Annotated in this window: 21 protein-coding genes; 7 read left to right on the forward strand and 14 right to left on the reverse strand. The window is 61.3% G+C overall.

All coding sequences use genetic code 11. The features are described 5' to 3' along the window. Window positions 1–94: 94 nt before the first annotated feature. On the forward strand, window positions 95–373 hold the full coding sequence (locus ACIO0C_RS20845; RefSeq protein ID WP_401314915.1) for a hypothetical protein: 279 nt from the start codon (window positions 95–97) through the stop codon (window positions 371–373). Between the two features lie 78 nt (window positions 374–451). Here the strand turns inward: ACIO0C_RS20845 and ACIO0C_RS20850 are convergent, their stop codons facing one another. Together ACIO0C_RS20850 and mobA are read right to left on the reverse strand one after the other, a co-directional pair. Then, window positions 452–673: a YgdI/YgdR family lipoprotein gene (locus ACIO0C_RS20850; RefSeq protein ID WP_401314916.1), complete on the reverse strand. Its 222-nt coding sequence runs from the start codon at window positions 671–673 to the stop codon at window positions 452–454. A gap of 75 nt (window positions 674–748) precedes the next feature. Then, window positions 749–1,351, reverse strand: a complete 603-nt coding sequence (gene mobA, locus ACIO0C_RS20855) for a molybdenum cofactor guanylyltransferase MobA (protein ID WP_401314918.1) — start codon at window positions 1,349–1,351, stop codon at window positions 749–751. An 81-nt stretch (window positions 1,352–1,432) separates the two neighbouring features. Between mobA and moaB the strand changes: the two genes are divergently transcribed. Together moaB and glp are read left to right on the forward strand one after the other, a co-directional pair. Beyond that, complete coding sequence (gene moaB, locus ACIO0C_RS20860) at window positions 1,433–1,972, forward strand: molybdenum cofactor biosynthesis protein B (RefSeq protein ID WP_008055114.1); 540 nt, start codon at window positions 1,433–1,435, stop codon at window positions 1,970–1,972. A gap of 22 nt (window positions 1,973–1,994) precedes the next feature. Then, window positions 1,995–3,182 carry a gephyrin-like molybdotransferase Glp gene (glp, locus tag ACIO0C_RS20865; RefSeq protein WP_401314963.1) on the forward strand — a complete coding sequence of 396 codons (1,188 nt, stop codon included), beginning with the start codon at window positions 1,995–1,997 and terminating at the stop codon, window positions 3,180–3,182. Between the two features lie 60 nt (window positions 3,183–3,242). On the opposite strand, the gene ACIO0C_RS20870 is transcribed toward glp, so the two are convergent. Further along, window positions 3,243–3,551, reverse strand: coding sequence for a hypothetical protein (locus tag ACIO0C_RS20870; protein ID WP_401314919.1), 309 nt, complete (start codon window positions 3,549–3,551; stop codon window positions 3,243–3,245). A 183-nt stretch (window positions 3,552–3,734) separates the two neighbouring features. Here ACIO0C_RS20870 and yegS point away from each other — a divergent pair, with 183 nt between their 5' ends. After that, on the forward strand, window positions 3,735–4,652 hold the full coding sequence (yegS, locus tag ACIO0C_RS20875) for a lipid kinase YegS (RefSeq protein WP_401314921.1): 918 nt from the start codon (window positions 3,735–3,737) through the stop codon (window positions 4,650–4,652). Here yegS and ACIO0C_RS20880 read toward each other — a convergent pair. From ACIO0C_RS20880 to ACIO0C_RS20890, 3 genes are all read right to left on the reverse strand, one after another. Beyond that, window positions 4,636–5,295: a response regulator gene (locus tag ACIO0C_RS20880; protein WP_401314923.1), complete on the reverse strand. Its 660-nt coding sequence runs from the start codon at window positions 5,293–5,295 to the stop codon at window positions 4,636–4,638. The genes yegS and ACIO0C_RS20880 overlap by 17 nt on opposite strands. Beyond that, window positions 5,292–6,185, reverse strand: a complete 894-nt coding sequence (locus ACIO0C_RS20885; RefSeq protein ID WP_401314965.1) for a sensor histidine kinase — start codon at window positions 6,183–6,185, stop codon at window positions 5,292–5,294. Before ACIO0C_RS20885 ends, ACIO0C_RS20880 begins: the two co-directional genes overlap by 4 nt. Before the next feature lie 452 nt (window positions 6,186–6,637). Next, a complete protein-coding gene (locus tag ACIO0C_RS20890) occupies window positions 6,638–7,108 on the reverse strand; it encodes a hypothetical protein (protein ID WP_401314925.1) in 471 nt (156 codons plus the stop codon). Window positions 7,109–7,559: 451 nt separating this feature from the next. Between ACIO0C_RS20890 and ACIO0C_RS20895 the strand changes: the two genes are divergently transcribed. Both ACIO0C_RS20895 and ACIO0C_RS20900 read left to right on the forward strand, forming a co-directional pair. Next, window positions 7,560–8,495 carry a chemotaxis protein CheV gene (locus ACIO0C_RS20895; RefSeq protein WP_401314927.1) on the forward strand — a complete coding sequence of 312 codons (936 nt, stop codon included), beginning with the start codon at window positions 7,560–7,562 and terminating at the stop codon, window positions 8,493–8,495. A 104-nt stretch (window positions 8,496–8,599) separates the two neighbouring features. Beyond that, window positions 8,600–9,406 (forward strand): MOSC domain-containing protein, encoded by an 807-nt coding sequence (locus tag ACIO0C_RS20900; RefSeq protein ID WP_401314928.1) that lies wholly within the window; start codon window positions 8,600–8,602, stop codon window positions 9,404–9,406. Window positions 9,407–9,470: 64 nt separating this feature from the next. Here the strand turns inward: ACIO0C_RS20900 and ACIO0C_RS20905 are convergent, their stop codons facing one another. From ACIO0C_RS20905 to ACIO0C_RS20940, 8 genes are all read right to left on the reverse strand, one after another. After that, a complete protein-coding gene (locus tag ACIO0C_RS20905; protein ID WP_007940055.1) occupies window positions 9,471–9,755 on the reverse strand; it encodes a pyrimidine/purine nucleoside phosphorylase in 285 nt (94 codons plus the stop codon). A gap of 69 nt (window positions 9,756–9,824) precedes the next feature. Beyond that, window positions 9,825–10,367, reverse strand: coding sequence for an exonuclease domain-containing protein (locus ACIO0C_RS20910; protein ID WP_401314930.1), 543 nt, complete (start codon window positions 10,365–10,367; stop codon window positions 9,825–9,827). Window positions 10,368–10,438: 71 nt separating this feature from the next. Then, entirely contained in the window at window positions 10,439–12,400 is a 1,962-nt protein-coding gene (locus tag ACIO0C_RS20915; protein WP_401314931.1) for an acetyl/propionyl/methylcrotonyl-CoA carboxylase subunit alpha, read from the reverse strand. Window positions 12,401–12,515: 115 nt separating this feature from the next. Continuing rightward, complete coding sequence (locus ACIO0C_RS20920; protein ID WP_401314932.1) at window positions 12,516–13,313, reverse strand: enoyl-CoA hydratase/isomerase family protein; 798 nt, start codon at window positions 13,311–13,313, stop codon at window positions 12,516–12,518. After that, window positions 13,310–14,467, reverse strand: a complete 1,158-nt coding sequence (atuD, locus tag ACIO0C_RS20925; RefSeq protein ID WP_401314934.1) for a citronellyl-CoA dehydrogenase — start codon at window positions 14,465–14,467, stop codon at window positions 13,310–13,312. Before atuD ends, ACIO0C_RS20920 begins: the two co-directional genes overlap by 4 nt. A 134-nt stretch (window positions 14,468–14,601) precedes the next feature. Next, on the reverse strand, window positions 14,602–16,218 hold the full coding sequence (atuC, locus tag ACIO0C_RS20930) for a geranyl-CoA carboxylase subunit beta (protein WP_401314936.1): 1,617 nt from the start codon (window positions 16,216–16,218) through the stop codon (window positions 14,602–14,604). Window positions 16,219–16,221: 3 nt separating this feature from the next. Further along, on the reverse strand, window positions 16,222–17,091 hold the full coding sequence (locus ACIO0C_RS20935; protein WP_401314937.1) for an SDR family oxidoreductase: 870 nt from the start codon (window positions 17,089–17,091) through the stop codon (window positions 16,222–16,224). A 12-nt stretch (window positions 17,092–17,103) separates the two neighbouring features. Further along, window positions 17,104–18,906, reverse strand: coding sequence for an acyclic terpene utilization AtuA family protein (locus ACIO0C_RS20940; RefSeq protein ID WP_401314938.1), 1,803 nt, complete (start codon window positions 18,904–18,906; stop codon window positions 17,104–17,106). Between the two features lie 178 nt (window positions 18,907–19,084). On the opposite strand from ACIO0C_RS20940, the gene ACIO0C_RS20945 reads away from it, so the two are divergent. Continuing rightward, window positions 19,085–19,708, forward strand: a complete 624-nt coding sequence (locus ACIO0C_RS20945; RefSeq protein ID WP_401314939.1) for a TetR/AcrR family transcriptional regulator — start codon at window positions 19,085–19,087, stop codon at window positions 19,706–19,708. The last annotated feature ends 3 nt before the right edge of the window (window positions 19,709–19,711 follow it).

Here is a 19,711-nt window from a genome sequence, read left to right on the forward strand (position 1 = left end):
TTTTGATCAGGCGCCACGCCTGTGGCGTTCTATGAACTCGGTACAGCCGCAACGTTTTCCGGCGTCCCGTGACCTCCCATGCAAGGAGATTTTCATGAAACGCACCGTTTTCGTTGGAATGTTGATTTGCACCGCCCTGTTGGCCTCTCCCGTTTTTGCCGCGGACAACGACCTGTGCACCATCAAGCTGCAGGAACTCAAGGACAAAGTCACCAGCCTGCCTGCCACGTCCGAAAACACCACCATGGAAATCAAGCGGATGCAGGCCAGCGCAGAGGCGGCCCGGGCCGCCAAGGATGACAAGAAATGCATCACCGAAGCCACCCAGGCACTGGCCCGGGTGGATAAACTGAACAATGAGCCGAACCCATGACACCGGGTTTTTCAGATGCAAACAAAAATGCCCCGACAAGTCGGGGCATTTTCATGTATCCGGTAGTCGCCGCGAAGATTACAACTCTTTGACGGTACGAACCTGATCCTTGTTGATGCGGGTCTGCTTGCCATCCAGCTGTTCGAATTCGTAGAAGCCCGATTCGTTGTCGTAGTTTGGCGTGTCGACGGCCTGGATTTCGCGACCGTCATTCAAGGTGATCACGGTAGGCGATGCGCAACCGGCGAGGGTAGCGAGGCCCAATGCGAGCATGAAAGTGGCCAGGGTCCGTTGAGTCATGGAAGTGTCTCCGAAAATGAATTCTTTTGGTTACTGGGCTTGAGACGTAAACAGCGCGTGCAAGTTCCTTGGTACTCAGTCTGACACAGTGTCCGACGTGCTTAACAGTTCGGGCGTATTGAGGTTCGCCAGGCGCGGATCATTGTCGGGGCACTGCAATGCAGTAGCGCCCAGCTTGCGCATGAGTCGACCAGGGCTGCGTTCACCTTCCTTCCAGGCGGTTTCGAAATCAGCGCGCAGTGCCACTGGAATAATGCACAGCAACGGCTCCCAGTGGCCGTCATGGCGCAGCATCAAGGGTTTGTCGGGATGCTGGCTGGCGGCTTCGCGCATGCTGCTCAGCAGTGCCTGGTCGATGCGCGGGACATCACAAGGCAAGACTAGCAGATGATTGTGACGGGCCGCGTTGAGACCGGCACGAATGCCCGCCAATGGTCCGGGAAAGTCGCCTTCGTCGTCATGCACCAACTGATCGGCGTATGGCGCGTACTTTTCCAGGTTCCTGTTGCATGAAACGATCAAGTCATCGCTCAGCGCGCGCGTCTTGCGGTGCAGATGCGCAATCAGCGGCTCGCCGTGCCATTCCAGCAATCCTTTGTCCCGGCCGCCCATGCGTTGGCCACGGCCGCCTGCCAGGAGCAAAATGGAGCAGGGTGGCAACGCTGGGTTCGAAGTCATGACAGGTCTCCATGGGGGCGGCGAAAAATGGGGGCGCTGTGATATAACACCGGGCTGTTTCTCCTACAACTGGACGAGCCTATGAAAGCCAAGGCTGATGTACCTTTCGCGCCGCTCAACATCGCGGTGCTGACGGTCAGCGATACCCGTACCCTGGAAACCGATACCTCAGGCCAGCTCTTCGTTGACCGCCTGACGGCTGCCGGACACAACCTGGCCTGCCGGGTCTTGCTCAAAGATGACCTCTACAAGATTCGCGCGCAAGTTGCCAACTGGATCGCCGACGAAGTCGTACAGGTGGTCCTGATCACCGGCGGCACTGGCTTCACCGGTCGCGACAGCACGCCGGAAGCGGTGAGCTGCCTGCTCGATAAGCAAGTCGATGGTTTTGGTGAATTGTTCCGCCAGATATCGGTGGCGGACATCGGCACCTCGACCGTCCAGTCCCGCGCCTTGGCCGGCCTGGCCAATGGCACGCTGGTGTGCTGCCTGCCGGGGTCGACCAATGCAGTACGCACCGGTTGGGATGGCATTCTTGGCGAGCAGCTGGATTCGCGGCATCGCCCGTGCAATTTCGTGACTCACCTGAAACAGGCGGCACCCTGTGAATCCCGCGGGTAAGCCGGGCAAGACCGGTACCCTGATGCCGGTCGAAGTGGCCCTGGCACGTTTGCTGGAAATGGCCGACGCCTCACGGATTGTCGAGCGCGAGCGTTTGCCATTGGCGCAGGTCCAGGGTCGGGTGCTGGCCGATGATCTGCTGTCGACCCTCGATCTGCCGCCGTGGCCCAATAGCGCGATGGATGGTTATGCCTTGCGCGTGGCCGACTGGAGCGCAGAGCCGCTGGTCGTCAGTCAGAAAGTCTTTGCTGGCCAGGCCCCTGTTGCGTTGACGCCGGGCACCTGTGCACGAATCTTCACCGGGGCACCTGTGCCACCGGGCGCAGATTGCGTCGAGATGCAGGAGAATGCCGAAGTCCTGGCGGATGGACGTGTACGTTTCACCGAAGCCCTGGTTCTTGGGCAGAACATTCGTCCGCAAGGCCAGGAAACCACCGTTGGCGAACAGGTCCTGCCGGCGGGCACGCGGTTGGGCCCGATCGAACAAGGCCTGGCAGCCTCCCTGGGGTGTGCCGAGCTGGAAGTGATTCGCAAGGTGCGCGTGGCGGTGCTGTCCACTGGGGATGAACTGATCGAGCCGGGGCAGGTGCTGGGGCCAGGGCAGATCTACAACAGCAACCGTGTTTTGCTCTGCAGCTGGTTGCAGCGCCTGGGTTGCGAGGTGATAGACGCCGGGATCCTGCCGGATGACCTGGCCACCACGCGCGCGCGCTTGGGCGAGTTGGGGGATGTCGACCTGATTCTCTCGACCGGTGGTGTATCGGTGGGGGAGGCCGACTTTCTGGGCATCGCCCTGAGAGAAGAAGGCGAGCTGGCGCTATGGAAGCTCGCCATCAAACCCGGAAAACCCCTGACTTTCGGGCATTTTCGAGGCGTGCCGGTGATCGGCTTGCCGGGCAATCCAGCCTCGACCCTGGTGACCTTTGCCTTGCTGGCAAGGCCTTATCTGCTGCGACGCATGGGTGTCCTCGAGGTGGAGCCACTCAAGGTACAAGTGCAGGCTGGGTTCGACTGGCCCAAGGCCGGCAACCGACGCGAGTACCTGCGTGGTCGCCTGGAGAACGGCCGGGCCATCATTTACCGTAATCAGAGTTCCGGTGTGCTGCGCAGCGCGGCCTGGGCCGATGGACTGGTCGAGGTCATGGAGGAGCGAACGCTGGTGACGGGCGATTACGTGTACTTCATCCCGCTGAGCGAGGTGTTGGGCTGAGTCTGGCCGCCGCCAGGTTGGCAAGCCCGGTCGATCGGCCGGGTTTGCAGGCAAGGCGGCTCAGGGAGCCAGCAGTGATACGACCTGATCAAAACGGCTGTTGGCGATCCAGCCCATCAGCCCCAGGACAACGGCCGTTCCGCCCGACGAATAGGCAAGCCTGTACCTGACGGACTTGATGTCACTGCGAATCTTTTCCAGATCGCTGCGCAGGGTGTCGAGGTGTGTCTCAAGCTCGTTGACGCGAGGTGGCATATCAACTTCTCCGCTGGATTGTGCATGGCTGACGAGTTCGGCTTGATGATCGGCCCGTTTCATTGCGAGCGGCACCACCGAAATCGCCGGTGACCTGATGTCATGTTGTTGCATTGCACGTCCTTGTGTCTGTCCTGCTGATGACTGAAAACCGCTGACACAAAAGTGTACCAATCGCCATTTCTGGTCAATTGAGCCGATTCCTCACGTTTTGTAAGAAAAATCAGTTTTTTCGACTTTTTCGCAGGGTGGCAAGGTCACATGTCCCATACGCCTTCAATGATGGGAGTGACGACAATGAGCGAACGCAAGGCGCTGTTGATCTTGCATGGCAAGCAGGCACTCAACGAAGCGGTTCGGGCCGCCGTCGACAGCAAGCGTGAACAAGGCTGGGAGCTGGCCGTTCGGTTGACCTGGGAGGCCGGCGATGCGCAGCGGCTGGTCGGCGAAGCGCTGGAGGCAGGGTACCGGCAGATCATCGCCGGTGGCGGCGATGGCACGCTGCGCGATATTGCCGAAGCCATGGCCGGGCAGTCGCAGCAGGCCAGCCTGGTGCTGATGCCGCTGGGTACCGCCAACGATTTTGCCCGTGCCGCCGGTGTCCCGCTGGAGCCGGATCAGGCACTGGCGCTGCTGGACGTTGCCCCCAGTGCCATCGACCTGGGTGAAGTCGGGGGGCAGGTGTTCCTGAACATGGCCACCGGTGGCTTTGGCAGTCAGGTCACGGCCAATACCTCCGAGGAACTGAAAAAGGTTTTGGGCGGTGCGGCGTATCTGTTCACCGGCTTATCGCGTTTCAGTGAATTGCATGCGGCGTATGGTGAGCTGCAGGGACCGGATTTCCACTGGAGCGGCGAGTTGCTGGCCCTGGGGATCGGCAATGGTCGGCAGGCGGGCGGTGGGCATGTGCTCTGCCCGCAGGCGTTGGTAGATGACGGGATGCTGGACATCAGCATACTGCCGGCACCCCAGGAGCTGTTGAGCACTTTGAAAGACCTGCTGGCCGATGGTTTCGGAATCGATAGCATGTTCGTTCGCGCCCGTCTGCCATGGGTTGAGATCAAAGCCTCGGAGGGGCTGTGCATCAACCTCGATGGGGAGCCGCTGGAGGGTGACAGCCTGCGGTTCTCGGCCCGGCCGGCAGCGTTGCGGGTGCATTTGCCCGAGCAGTCCCCCTTGTTGAGGGGGGCAAGCGCGGTTAGTCGTCCAGACTGATGATCTGCTCTCGCACGGCGAACAATACCAGGCCGGCCACGTCAAAGATTTGCAAGCGCTTCATGACTTGCGAGCGATGGGTTTCGACCGTCTTGACGCTCAGACCCAGGCCGTTGGCGATTTCCCGGGTGGATTTCCCACGCACGATCAGCCGCAGGATTTCCAGCTGGCGAGCTGTCAGGTTGTGTGAGTCTGCGGGGCCCACCTGGTTTTTCTGGGTCCGGTTCAATGCCTGGGTAATCACGGTATGGGCGATGGCCGGGCTCAGGTAGCGCTCATTGTTACGCAAGGCGTGCAGCGCGTGTTCCAGTTCGGTGGCCGTGGTGTCCTTGAGCAGATACCCATGGGCACCCGATTCCAGGGCCTGCATGATCAGTGCCGGGTCGGTGTGCATCGACAGGATCAGCACCTTGCTCTGCGGACGGACCCGCTTGAGCCGTTGCAAGGCTTCGAGGCCGCCTGTCTGCTTCATTGAAATATCCAGCAGCACGATATCCGGGGACAGTTGCTGGACCATCTCGAGCAACTGCGAGCCATCGTCGGCCTCGCCGATCACCGCATAGCCAGGAAGGTCCAGCACCAGGGCGCGCACGCCAGCCCTGATCAGCGAGTGGTCATCCACCAGGAGTAAGTTACAAGTCAATGTATAACCTTATTCGTACTGGCCCGTTCGAACGCACGCGGCGCCCATGGGAAGAGGGCTTCGATTTGAGTGCCTTTGCCTGGCTCGCTGGTCACGGTAAGCGTGCCGCCCAGTTGCTTGATCCGTTCCGACATCCCGGCCATTCCACGCTGTCCTTCACGCCCCGGGTCGGTGGCGGGCGCGAAACCCAGGCCATCGTCACTGATCATCAATGCCAGGCCCTGGGGCAAACGCCGCAGGCAGACCAACAGGTTTTGCGCCTGGGCATGGCGCAGCATGTTGGTGACGGCCTCCTGGGTGATACGAAAGGCCGCCACCGCCATTTCTTCCGGGATCCCGGTCAGCCGTTGATGGCACTCCAGGCTCCAGTGCACCGGGGTGTTGCCCAGGGTCTTGAGCAAATGCGCCCGCAGGCTGGCTTCCAACCCAAGGCTGGTCAGTTGCCGGGGGTTGAGGATGGCCGAGACATCGCGAACTTTGGCGAGGGTTTCCTCCAGCGTGTCGCACAGCACCGAGCATTGCCCCTGGAGTTCTTCGGGCATCCTGCGCTTGAGCCAGTCACTCTGGAGTTTGGCTGCGGTCAGCAACTGGCCGATGTCGTCGTGCAATTCCCGACTGAGGCGGTGACGTTCGTTTTCCTGGACTTGCAGCAACCGCTCGGCCAACTCCTGGGGCTGGAACTTGATCGACTTGCGTGACAGGCGGTACTGCACCCAGACGCAGCCCAGAGCAGCAATATTGAGCACCAGCAGGCTCAGCGGCAGACGCGCAGACAGGCTAAAGACCAGAAGGCTGCCGAGCGTCGAGCCGACGCACAGTAACAGCGTGAACCTGCGTGCGTTTTCTCGGGAGGGTGGCCATTTGGCGAGTGACTTGAGGCTGGCGTACATAGCGGATGGAGCCAATGGATGTTCGTTGCGGGCCGATCGGTCATGTGCGCTGACAGATCGATGATTTTATTGTCAGCCTTCGACTCCAGCGGAATTTTGTATAAGAAAAACAGGGTTTTGTATAAGAAATTAGCCCTGGAACTTATTGGCTTCCATCGTCGCCGTTAATTGACGTCAACTATTGGGCGGCATAATACCACTTCGGATACCGTTGGTCGCGCCCGTGATAAATGACCGAGAGGTAGGGAAATAAACACGCGGGAATGTGGATAGCGTCGCGCTGGTTTCGATTATTGCGGGTCGATACATACCCGAAAATCGAATCAGGCAGGCGAACTCTTGTACAAGCAATAGTTACTTGTTGCGAGATGTCGCTGGCAGATATGAAGTATTCAATTGCGACATGAATCTTGTGATGCAGTCATCTCGCAACTGGACGTAATGGGGGGAAGTTAAGCTTGGCGTTCTGAATAAGAAAGGAGTGTGAACGGCCTGGAGTTAACCGGGGGGCGAAACTGGCTCTGGCCTACCTGGAGCGCAAAGGCTTCGATCAGGGTGGCCTGTTCCGTTTCATCGAGGCTGAGCTGACCGGTGTTCTGGTCGATCAGTTCAAGTTGCCAGGCGATCAGCGTCAGGCAGTCCTTGAGTGCATCCAGGGCCTCGTCGTGCAGCTCCATGTGGCTCTGGGCATGATTGAGCAAGCCATGGATATGTAATGAAAATTCCGACACGGCGGCGAGAGCCAGGGCATCGGCCTTGGTGGCCAGTTTGAGCAGTGTGCTGAGCATGCAGTCAATGGCGTCCGGGTCATTGCTGATCAATTGCAGATGACTCAGGCATTCCTCGGTTCTGGCCAAGAGCGTTTCAGCCTCGACGATAAACTCCGGAATACGCTTTGCCCACTCTTTACGATTGTTCGGCATGCTTATCTCCACAACGTCATATCAAATGAGGAGGGTGTCGTGTATGTCGACGAGGGCAATGTAAACCTGATATCTCGAGTTCCCGCTCTGGACGGCTCAAGGGCGCGATGAACGCTTGAGAGGGTGGCTGGCCACCGGTTTTCAATCGCGCACAAATGCCCTACTCCATTTCATGCAATGAGAATGGCGTCACATTAATGGCTATTGGATATTGCGAACATCAGGTTGCACCTGATTGTTGCTAGGGGAATCCCTTACATAGGGGAACCAATTGCACGGATCGGGGTCGTGGCGAAAAAATGCGATAGATGAAATAACAACGCCAGTAAAGCATGATGTTAATGTGACATCAATGTCCGAGCGCGGCATTTGCCAAGGGGTCAAGGTCCGGCAACAACAGCCGATACCCCTCTATCCAGTGAATTCATCCGAACAAGCCCAGGAGTCATCGATGGCCGGCATTCTCGATACGGTAGATCAGCGTACGCAACTTGTGGGTGAGAATCGCCTGGAAATTCTCATGTTCCGGCTTGCCGGGCGGCAACTGTTCGCGATCAACGTGTTTAAAGTACAGGAAGTCCTCCAACTGCCGAAACTGACACTGATGCCCCAGCGTCACCCGTTCGTTTGCGGCGTGGTCAACCTGCGCGGCCAGACCCTGCCGGTCATCGACCTGTCCCAGGCCATCGGTATGCGTCCTTTGGTGCCAGGCCCTGGGAGCACGATCATCGTCACGGAGTACAACCGTTCGGTGCAAGCCTTCCTGGTCGGTGGGGTGGACCGCATCGTCAACATGAACTGGGAAGCGATTCTGCCGCCACCCGGCAGCGCCGGTCGCCAGCATTACCTGACCGCCATCAGCAAGGTCGATGACCAGTTGGTGGAGATCATCGACGTCGAGAAAGTCCTCGCAGAAATCGTGCCTTACAGCGCCAAGGTTTCCCGGGAAAAGCTCGAAGATCCGCTGTTGGCACGCGCCCGTGGCCGCGAGGTGCTACTGGTGGATGACTCGAATGTGGCCCTGGCGCAATTGCGCGATACCCTGGGGCAGTTGGGCGTGAAGATGCACATCGCCAGCGATGGCTTGAAGGCATTGAATATGCTCAAGGCCTGGGCGGATACCGGCGTCAACATGACCGACAAACTGCTGATGGTGTTCACCGATGCGGAAATGCCGGAAATGGATGGCTATCGCCTGACCACCGAAATTCGCAACGATCCACGGTTGCGCGGCCTCTATGTGGTGCTGCATACGTCGCTGTCCGGCAGTTTCAACGAATCGATGGTCAAGAAGGTTGGCTGCGACAATTTCCTCTCCAAGTTCCAGCCGGACAAGCTTGTCGACGTGGTGCGTGAGCGCCTGATGCTGGATGCGGTGCCGGCCTGACAGCCAGCCAGGATTTTTCGGCTGCACCCGATACCTTGATTGGGGCTTTGATTCGGTGATCAAGCTCGTATAGGGTGGCGTTTTTGTCCATCAGGGAGCTGGCCATGTTGCGTCTGAGCGCGCTGTATCGTTATCCGTTGAAATCCGGCAAAGGGGAGATCCTGCAACAGGTCGGCCTCGACAAGCTGGGACTGGACGGCGATCGACGCTGGATGTTGGTGGATGAAGCCAGCGGACGCTTTTTGACCCAGCGAGCGGTGGCGCAGATGAGCCAGCTGTCGGCGTTGTGGAATGCCGAGGGTGGTTTGACCCTCGGCGCTCCCGGCCATGCGCCGATCAATGTCGCCTTGCCCGCCAGTGATGCTCAACTGCGTGGCGTGACCATCTGGCGTGACAGCTTGCGCGTGCCCGATGCCGGCGATGCGGCGGCCGCCTGGGTCAGCCGGTTCATCGGCAAGCCGACGCGCCTGGTGCAGGTGCCACTGGACCGCGCACGCACCACCGAATCGGGCTATGGCAAGGACGACGATCAGGTTGCCTTCGCCGATGGCTTCCCGCTTTTGCTGATTGGCCAGGCGTCGCTTGTCGATTTGTCGCAACGCGTCGGGCGTCCGCTGGAGATGCTGCGCTTTCGGCCAAACCTGGTGATCGAGGGCAGCGAGGCGTATGCCGAGGATGGCTGGAAGCGCCTGCGCATCGGCGATGTCGAGTTCCGCGTCGTCAAGTCCTGTTCACGCTGCATCCTGACCACCATCGACCCGCAAACCGGCGAGCGTAGCGCTGACCGCGAACCCTTGGCCACCTTGCAGAAGTACCGTGCACAGGCCGAGGGTGCGATGTTTGGGCAGAATCTGGTCAACGACGGTAATGGCCGGCTCGAAGTCGGCATGCCGGTCACCGTGCTCGAATAAATGCCCTTCAATGAAAAATGCCCGTGTCGATGGACACGGGCATTTTTTTGGTGAGCCCGGGGTTTTAGCCGCGGTATTCGCACAGGTAGGCGGTGTCGACGGCCACTTTGAGCTGGAACTTGCTGTTGGCTGGCACGTTGAACTGGCTGCCGGCGGCGAAGGTTTCCCAGTCGCTGCTGTCCGGGAGCTTGACGGTCAGGGCGCCGGACACCACGTGCATGATTTCACGCTGGCTGGTGCCAAACTCGTATTCGCCCGGAGCCATGACGCCGATGGTCGCTGGACCTTCAGCAGTGCCAAAGGCGATCGACTTGACGGTGCCGTCGAAGTACTCGTTGACTTTAAACATGGGCGATTCCTCGAAAAGGACTAAAAAGGGCTGGCCAGTATGCACAAGGCCCAAGACCTAGTCACCTCTCTAAAGCGCAAGGACAAGGGGCAACAGGCGTGCGGTATTGCGCGCGTCTTCCAGCGCCCGGTGTTGCTGGCCGCTGAACTGCAGTCCCGCCAGTTGCAGGGCGCCGTTGAGCCCCAACGGTCGTTCCAGGCGCCGGGCCTTGGCAAAGCGCTGCTTGAGGTTCATGTGCGGCACCTGGCTCAAAGCGCTATCGACTGCCAGGCGCTGCCAATCCTGGAGCAACTGTTTGCGATCGTAGTCGCCCCAGCTGACCCAACCTTCAAGCCGCGAGTGATGTTGGCCCAACCAGCGCTCGAACGCCGCCCAGACTTCGCCCAAGGGCTGTGCGGCATCGATGTTGGCCTGGGTGATGTGCGTCAACTCCCGGCAAAACGGCGTCAACAAGGGGCGCCGCAAAGGACGCACGAAACGCTGGAAAAAATCCAGCTCTCGGCCTTTGTGATCCACCAGGGTGGCACCGATTTCGATGATTTCCATTTCCGTAATGGGCCAACCACCCTCATCGGTGGTGGCTTCCAGATCAATGACCAACCAGTGAGGCATCGCAGGGTTCCCGGTATCCGCATGCTGATAGGGCTTGAGCGTAGCCAAAGCCGACGGTTACGCCTAGCGGCTTATTCGACCTCCAGCAGGATCTGACGATTTTTCACCTGGTCGCCGACCTGCACCTGCAAGCGTTTGAGCACGCCGTCGATGCCGGACTTGAGCGGGTGCTCCATTTTCATGGCTTCCAGCACCACCAGCAATTGGCCTTTGCTGACCTTGCTGCCTTCACTGACCAGCACATCGATGACCGCGCCGTCCATCGGTGCCTTGAGGGTGCCACAGCTGACACTGGCCTGGCTGCAGACTGGCGCTTGAGTGCGATCGACCAGGCGCAGGCTGCCTGAGTCTGCGTACAACCAGAGGTGCCCGGCCTCCAGGCGGTAGGCATGGCACTGGCGGATGCCGTCGATTTGCACGGTGGCCCAGCGGCCGTCGCTCTGGATGATCTTCAGTTCGAGGTGGCGACTGGCGACTTCAATCCGCAGCGGTTCACCGGGTACCGCGTGCAACGCCACCGGCCAGTCCTGATCGTCCAGTGCGAGGCGATAGTGCAGCGGCACGCTGGCGTTGTTGCGCCAACCGGCCAGCGCCACCGGATGCGCTTGCGCGCAGGCCTGATGGAACAGCGCCGCGGCAATCGCCAGGTGTTCGGCACTCGGCACCTGGCGCTGCAAACAGGGATGCTCGGCGAAATGTTGCTCGATGAACCCGGTGCTGAATTCGCCGTCGATGAATTGTGGATGTTGCAGCAGGCTGGCGAGCAGGCGCTGGTTGCTCTGTACCCCCAGCAACACGCAGTCCTGCACGGCGCGCAGTAACTTGCGCCGGGCCTCTTCACGGGTCTGGCCGTGGGCAATGATTTTGCCCAGCATCGGGTCGTAGAACGGGCTGATGTCCTGGCCTTCGACCAGTCCATGGTCGACCCGCACGCCGTCCTGCAAGCACGGTTCCCATGCCGCGATTCGTCCGGTTTGTGGCAGGAAACCTTGGGCAGGGTCCTCCGCGTACAAGCGCACCTCCATGGCATGTCCCTTGAGTTGCACGTCCTCCTGACATAGCGGCAGCGCTTGCCCCTGGGCGATGTTCAACTGCCAGGCCACCAGGTCCAGTCCGGTGATGAGTTCGGTCACCGGATGTTCCACTTGCAGCCGCGTGTTCATTTCCAGGAAGTAAAACTGTCCGCGCGCATCCAGCAGGAATTCCACCGTGCCCGCGCCGACATAGTTGATCGCGCGCCCGGCCTTGAGCGCCGCTTCGCCCATGGCCTGGCGCAACTGAATCGTCATCACGGGGCAGGGGGCCTCTTCGATGACTTTCTGGTGGCGACGCTGGATCGAGCAGTCGCGCTCGCCCAGGTAGATCAGGTTGCCGTGCGAGTCGCCGAACAGTTGCACCTCGACGTGGCGTGGTTCGATCAACGCCTGCTCGAGGATCAGCTCGTCACTGCCAAAGCCGTGCAGGGCTTCGGAGCGAGCGCTGCGCAGCTGTTGCGCCAGGTCGCGGGCCCCATGCACCAGGCGCATGCCACGCCCACCGCCGCCGGCACTGGCCTTGATCATCAGCGGGTAGCCGATGCGCCCGGCTTCGTGGATCAGGGTGGCATCGTCCTGTTCGGCCCCCTGATAACCCTCGATGCAGGGCACGCCGGCATCGAGCATGGCGATTTTCGATCGGCGTTTGCTGCCCATCAGTTCAATGGCTTCGGGGCTGGGCCCGATGAAGGTGATGCCGGCGTCCTGGCAGGCGCGGGCGAAAGCGGCATTTTCCGAAAGGAAACCGTAGCCCGGATGAATGGCGTCAGCCCCGGTACGTCGGGCGGCGTCGATGATCGCCTGGGTGTTCAGGTAGGACTGTTGCACCGGGGCCGGGCCGATGTTTACCGCTTCGTCGGCCATTTGCACATGCAGGGCATCGGCGTCGGCATCGCTGAACACGGCGACCGTGCGGTAGCCCAGGGCCTGGGCGGTGCGCTGGATGCGGCAGGCGATTTCACCGCGGTTGGCGATCAGGATTTTGTTGAATCCGGGCATGGTGCGTTCCCTTGGAGGTGCGGTGAATGTTCGGGCCTCTTCGCTGGCAAGCCAGCTCCTACAGGTTTTGTGTGCGACGCAGACCCTTGTAGGAGCTGGCTTGCCAGCGAAGCTTTTAAGAGGCCCACCCCGGCTTACGTTTTTGCACAAAAGCCAGGGTCCCCTCGACCCCTTCAGCCCCGGTCACCGCTTCGCTGAACCATTCGGCTGCCTGATCCAGCAGGGCGTCGGACGGTTGCCCGGCACTCGCCAGCAACAGTTTCTTGGTCGCCGCATTCGCCCCGGGCGCACAACACAGCACATGGGCCAGCACTTCATCGAGGCGCTCGGCCAGCGCCTGGGCATCGTGCTCGACAAAATGCACCAGCCCCATCCGCCGTGCCTGGGAGCCGTCGAAACGTGCCGCGGTCAGGGCCAGGCGGCGGGCCTGGGTCAGGCCGATGCGCTGCACCACGAACGGCGCGATCTGCGCTGGCAACAGGCCGAGGCTGGTTTCCGGCAGGCCGAACTGCGCCTGGTGATCGGCCAGGGCAATATCGCTGACACAGGCCAGGCCGAAGCCACCACCAAGCACCGCCCCTTGCAGGACGGTGATCACCACTTGCGGCGCGTGCTGCACCTCTTGCAGCAACGCACCGAACAACCGATTCAAGTCGCGGTGTGCGCCCGGTCCTTGAGCGCGTGCGTTGGCCATGTCCTTGATGTCGCCGCCGGCACAGAAATGCCCGCCGGCACCGCCGATCACCAAGGCCCTGATCCCCCGGTCATCGTGCACCGCCGCCAGCACCGCACGCAGTTCGCTGACCATCTGCAGGCTCATGGCGTTACGACAGTCCGGTCGGTTGAGGGTGATGTGCAGCACACCGTTGTGCAGTTCGAGCAGCAGGGTCTGGCAAATCGGCAGGGTACTCATTTGTTTTTCCCCGGCAGGATGCCCATGAGCTTGCAGATGATCCCCAGCATGATTTCGTCGGCACCGCCGCCGATCGACACCAGGCGCACATCGCGGTAGGCGCGGGCCACCGGGTTGTCCCACATGAAGCCCATGCCGCCCCAGTACTGCAGGCAGCTGTCGCTGACCTCGCGGCCCAGGCGACCGGCCTTGAGCTTGGCCATGGACGCCAGGCGCGTGACGTCCTGGCCCTTGATGTATTGCTCGGTGGCTTGATAGACCAGTGCTCGCAGGCATTCGATCTCGGTTTGCAGTTCGGCCAGGCGAAAGTGAATGACCTGGTTGTCGATCAGCGCACTGCCAAAGGTTTTGCGCTCCTTGCAATACTCGATGGTGCTGTCGACGCAATACTCCAGGCCCTTGATCATGTTGGCCGCACCGAACAAGCGTTCCTCCTGGAACTGCAGCATCTGCATCATGAACCCCGCGCCTTCGTGACCGATGCGATTGCGCTGCGGCACCCGCACGTTATCGAAAAACACCTGGGCGGTTTCCGAGCTGCGCATGCCCAGTTTGTCCAGGTGCGAGCTGAGGCTGATGCCCGGCGTGTTCATCGGTACCATGATCAGCGACTTGTTGATGTGCGGTTTGTCGTCCGAGGTGTTGGCCAGCAGGCAGATGAAATCGGCGCTCGGCGAGTTGGTGATCCACATCTTGCTGCCGTTGATCACGTAATCGTCGCCGTCCTTGCGCGCGGTGGTTTTCAAGCCGGCCACGTCGGAGCCGGCGCCGACTTCGGAGACGCCGATGCAGCCGACCTGAGCGCCGCTGATGGCCGGGCGCAAGAACTCATCGCGCAACTCATCGGAACCGAAACGCGCCAGGGCCGGGGTGCACATGTCGGTCTGTACGCCGATCGACATGGGAATCCCGCCGCAATGAATGGTGCCGAACTCTTCGGCAGCGACGATCGAGTAGCTGTAGTCCAGGCCCATGCCGCCGAATTTTTCCGGTTTGGAAATGCCCAGCAGGCCGAGGTCGCCAGCCTTGCGAAAGATCTCGTGGATGGGAAAGCGCCCGGCCTTTTCCCATTCCTCGACGTGTGGATTGATCTCATGATCGACGAACTGGCGGACGGTGCGACGCAGTGCTTCGTGTTCCTGGGTGAAGATCATTTTTTATTGTTCTCCTTTGACCCATGATCGTTCCCACGCTCTGCGTGGTAACGCCTCTATGGACGCTCTGCGTCCGCTCTTGGGACGCGGAGCGTCCCGGCTGCATTCCCACGCAGAGCGTGGGAACGATCAAACTAAAACCGGGCGACACCAAAACTGTTGGCTTGCAACGGCCGCACCTCGGCCTCGTGACAGATATCCAGCAAGTAACCGAGCAGGGTACGGGTGTCACGTGGATCGATCAGGCCGTCGTCCCACAGATTGGCGCTGCCATAAAGCGCCGTGGACTGGCTGTCGAGTTTCTGTGCGGTGACCTGTTCGAGCATGTCGAGCATTTTCGGGTCGGGCACCAGGCCGTCCTTGGCCTGCTTGGCCTCGGTGACGATGCGCAGCACCTTACCGGCCTGGGCGCCGCCCATGACGGCGGTGCGGCTGTTGGGCCAGGCGAAGATGAAACGCGGGTCCAGGCCACGGCCGCACATCGCGTAGTTGCCGGCGCCATAGGAGCCGCCCACCACAATGGTCAGTTTCGGCACCCGGGCATTGGCCACCGCCTGGATCATCTTGGCGCCATGTTTGATCACCCCTTGCTGCTCCGATTCGGTGCCGACCATGAAGCCGGTGGTGTTGTGGAAAAACAGCAGCGGTGTCTGGCTCTGGTCGCACAGCTGAATGAATTGCGCGGCCTTGCTCGCGCCCTTGGGTGTGATGGGGCCGTTGTTGCCGATGAATCCGCAGGCGCGGCCCTGGATTTTCAGTTGGCCGCAAACGGTCTGCTGATCGAACTCGGCCTTGAATTCGAGGAAGTTCGAGCCATCGGCGATGCGGGCGACGATTTCACGCACGTCGTAGGGTTTTTTCGGGTCATCGGGAATCAGGCCGAGCAATTCGTCGATGGGGTAGAGCGGTTCCTGCCATTGACTGGCAGGCAACACCGGCAAGCGCGCATTCCAGGGCAGCAGGCTGACGATCTCGCGCACCTGGCGCACACCGTCGGCGTCATTCTCGGCCATGTATTCGGCGGTGCCGGCGATTTGTGCGTGCATCTCGGCGCCGCCCAGTGCCTCGTCGCTGGCGACTTCTCCGGTGGCCGCTTTCAGAAGAGGCGGACCGGCCAGGAACAGCTTGGTCTTGCCTCGTACCACCACCATATAGTCCGACAACCCCGGCTGATAGGCACCGCCGGCCGTCGCCGAACCGTGGACCACGGTAATCTGCGGCAGGCCCATGGCCGACATCCGTGCCTGGTTGGCAAAGCTGCGCGCGCCTTCGACGAAAATCTCCGCCGCATAATTGAGGTTGGCGCCGCCACTCTCGGCGAGGGTGATCACCGGCAGTTTGTTTTCCATGGCGATCTGTTGCAGGCGCAGGGACTTTTTCAGGCCCGAGGGGGAAATAGTGCCGCCCTTGATCGCACTGTTGTTGGCCACCACCAGCACCCGCACACCCGAGACGTAGCCGATTCCGGCGATCAAGCCGCCGCCGGCCGAACTGCCGTCCTTGTCGTCGTGCAACTTGTAGCCGGCCAGGCTGGCCAGTTCGAGAAACGGCGCACCCGGGTCGAGCAACAGGTTGAGGCGTTCGCGGGGCAGCAACTGGCCGCGTTTTTCGAACCTGGGCCTGGCCTCGGCGGCCTTGTCCAACAGGTTCTGTTCAAGTCTGCGGACCTGCTCGACGGCGTCCAGCATGGCCGCGCGATGGCGGGCGAACTGTTCGTTGTGGGGGTCCAGTTGCGACTCAATCACCGGCATGGGTTATTCCTTGTCCTTGAGGACATCAGGCAAGTACGCGCGGTGGAAGCCGTTGTACGACTCGCTGTGGGTCGCCTTGTGAATCGGCCATGCCCGGCCGCCGAGGCTGGCCGCACCGTCGATGCGCAGGGTGCTGCCGCTGATGAACGCCGCGGCCGGGCTGAGCAGGAAAACGATCGCCGCGCTGACTTCCGATTCGGTGCCGATGCGCTTGAGCGGCACGTGTTCACGCAAGGTCGGAATCACCGCCTTGAACGCCCCTTCGTAGGTGTCCATGCCGCTGGACGCGATCCAGCCCGGCGCCACGGCGTTGACCCGGACCCCGGCGTGCCCCCATTCGAAGGCGGCGGTCTTGGTCAGGTTGTCCATCCCTGAGCGCGCCGCGCCCGAGTGACCCATGCCGGGCATGCCGCCCCACATGTCGGCGAGCATGTTGACGATGGCGCCGCCGTGCTTGCTCATGGACTGGTTGAACACTTCCCGGGCCATCAGGAATCCGCCCAGCAGATTGGTGCGCATCACGGTTTCGAAACCCTTCAGATTGATCGAGGCCAGTGGCGACGGGTACTGGCCGCCAGCGTTGTTGACCAGGCCGTGAATCGGGCCGTGCTTGCGGATAAATTCGCTGACAAGGTGCGTGACCGCTTCTTCCTCACGGATATCGCAGGTGGCCCAGTCGGCCTTGCCGCCGTCTTCGGCGATTTCGGCCGCGACGGTTTTCAACTTATCGGCCTTGCGCCCGACCAGCAGCACATGCGCACCGAGGGCCGCCAGCTCGTGGGCGGTGCAGCGGCCAATGCCACTGCCGCCACCGGTGACGATGATGGTCTGGCCGGCAAACAGATCGGCTTTGAAAATCGAATCGTAGGCCATGGCGGCAATCCTCTAGTTGACCTGGTCGGCGATGCGCTGTGGCACCGGAATCTGGATCTCCAGCAGTTGCTGGGCGAAGGCCTTGCCCTGCGGATCGATCCGCAGGCTGGCCACGCCGCCGCCACCCAAAGCGTTTTCCAGGAGGAAATTCAGGCTGTGGGTGGCGGGCAAGTACCAACGCTCGACGCGCCCGTGGATCGGGTCGAGGACATGGCTCATCCAGTCGACGATCACTGCCGGGGTCAAGGCTTCGGCGATCCACGGCAGGTACTGCGGGTCGCGGGCCATGACGCCGATGTTGCTGTGGTTGCCCTTGTCACCGGAGCGGGCGACCGCTAGCTTGACCAGGGCGACGCTGGCGTCAGCCGGTCCCGTGGGTCGGGGTGGCTCAAATGGCGCGGGCAAGTCGGCGCTGTCGAGCACATCGAGGGCGGGCAGGGCGCACGGGTGGCGCTGGCCCATGAGATCAATTTCCAGCGTGCAGGCGGTTTTGTCGATCAGGAACGAAAACAAGCGGATCAGCGGATACACCGTCGGCCGGCCGCCGACGATGCCGGTCAGCCCTGGCGCCATGCCGGTGGCGGCCTGGGCGATTTCCCGGGAGAACAGGATCAATGCGTGTTTGTGCGGATGGCGCACCGCGAGCTTGATCACCACTTCGCGGCTGTCCTGGCGCTGGCCGTGGGGGCCGTACGTGGCTTCACTGCCGAGTAGTTCAATGTTCACCTCGCTGTAAGGCGTCCAGCCGCGTTGGCTGAACATCTGCGAGGTCTTGTCGATGATCGCTGCGCTGACCCGGCGGGCCTTGTCGACCGCATCGATCCCGGCGATCAGGCAACTGGCGGTACAGCGGAAACCGTCCGGGTACGTGGCGCTGACCTTGTACAGAGCGGTGGGCGGCAAGCCTTTTGCGCCATGGACCCGGACCGCATTCCTGCCTTGCTGCACGAGTTTGACCTGGGTGAAATCGCAGACCACGTCGGGCAGCAGATAGGCCCGCGGGTCACCGATCTCGTAGAGCATCTGTTCGCCCACGGTCAAGGGGGTGACCAGGCCGCCCGTGCCTTCGGGTTTGCTGACGATGAACTGGCTGTCGGCGCTGACTTCGACGATGGGGAAACCGATGTGCTCGTAATCGGGTACATCGCGCCAGTCGGTGAAGTTGCCGCCGGTGCATTGCGCGCCACATTCGATGATGTGCCCGGCCAGCGCCGCCTGGGCCAGTTTGTCGTAGTCGTGCCACGACCAGCCGAACTCATGCACCAGCGCGCCGCTGACCACGGCGCTGTCGACCACGCGCCCGGTGATCACGATGTCCGCGCCCAGGCGCAGGGCTTCGACGATGCCCGGCGCGCCCAGGTAGGCGTTGGTCGAGACACACATCGGCGGCAGGGGAGCGGCGCTGAACATTTCATGAATGCCAAGGTGGGCCAGCTGTTTGAATTGCGGTTGCAGGTCATCGCCCAGCAGCACGGCGATCTTCAGCGCGACGCCGGCCTTGTCGCAGGCTGCCTGCAGGGCAGCGGCACAGGCTTGCGGATTGACTCCGCCGGCATTGCTGATGACGCGGATCTTTTGTTCGGCCAGTTGAGAGAGCAGAGGCGCGAGGACTTCGATGAAGTCGCTGGCGTAGCCGGCCTGGGGATCTTTCATCCGTGCGCCAGCCATGATCGACAGGGTGATTTCGGCCAGGTAATCGAAGACCAGGTAGTCCAGGCGCCCGCCTTCCACCAGTTGCGCGGCGGCGGTCGAGGTGTCGCCCCAGAAGGCACTGGCGCAACCGATGCGAATTGTTCTTGGCGCAGTCAACTCCATAACCACCTCCGGCAACAATACAGGGAGACTACCAAGCAAGCGCTTGGTTTGTAAACGGCTGAACTATCTTCTGCCCGAGCGCTTGCTTGGTCGTCGTCAGTTGCTTAAATTGCCAGCGCAGCCCCAATGTTTTCGCGGGGAGCGTGGCATTGGACTGATCGACTGTAGGAGAGAACGGGTGGATGAGCAAAAAGCCTTGAGCGTCATGCGCGAGTTGGTCGACAGCGGGCAATTGACCGACCCGGACTGCGCCCGGGGCAAGTTGCTGCAAGTGGCGGCCCACCTGTTTCGCAACAAAGGTTATGAGCGTACTACCGTGCGCGACCTGGCCGGCGCCGTGGGCATCCAGTCGGGGAGTATTTTTCATCACTTCAAAAGCAAGGACGAGATCCTGCGGGCGGTGATGGAGGAGACCATTCTCTACAACACCGCGTTGATGCGTGCGGCCATCGCCGAGGCCGAAAACGTGCGCGAGCGGGTCCTGGCGCTGATCCGCTGCGAATTGCAGTCCATCATGGGCGGCAGTGGCGAGGCGATGGCGGTGCTGGTCTACGAATGGCGTTCACTGTCCGATGAGGGGCAGGCCAGGGTCCTGGCGTTGCGCGATATCTATGAAGACATCTGGCTGCAGGTGCTGGGTGAGGCCAAGAACGCCGGTTTTATCCGCGGCGATGTGTTTATCACCCGGCGCTTCCTGACCGGGGCGCTGTCCTGGACCACCACCTGGTTCCGTGCCGATGGCAGCATGAGCCTGGATCAACTGGCCGAGGAGGCCTTGATTCTGGTGCTGGCGGGCAAATAAGGC

Source organism: Pseudomonas sp. NPDC087336 (genome assembly GCF_044744285.1).
GTDB lineage: Bacteria > Pseudomonadota > Gammaproteobacteria > Pseudomonadales > Pseudomonadaceae > Aquipseudomonas.